Annotated in this window: 1 pseudogene; it reads left to right on the forward strand. The window is 46.2% G+C overall.

The window, feature by feature from the left end:
• A pseudogene (locus SB772_RS39970) lies at positions 1-299 on the forward strand (VOC family protein); the annotation flags it as partial.

Consider the following 299-nt stretch of genomic DNA (forward strand, 5'->3'; position numbering starts at 1 on the left):
AATAGCCTGTACAGAATTTGAACATGGCGCAGCTGCTTTTTTTGACTTGCAAACGGGACTGAAACTTGCCCTTTGGGACCGCAAAAACATCGCACATGAATCAAACGTTACGTTAACTGCTCCAAGTACTGCGGAATTTACATGAGGACATAACGTCAGCAGTAAAGCTGAAGTCGATAAAGTCATAACAGGCAGGAGCAACGATAACTGATCCCGCTCATGATACTTTTTGGGGCGGATATGCCGGTCACTTCCAAGACACCCCCCGATGGACACTTATGGGAAATCGTTTGGAATCC

It is taken from the genome of Paraburkholderia sp. SIMBA_030 (genome assembly GCF_046535245.1).
Taxonomy (GTDB): Bacteria; Pseudomonadota; Gammaproteobacteria; order Burkholderiales; family Burkholderiaceae; genus Paraburkholderia.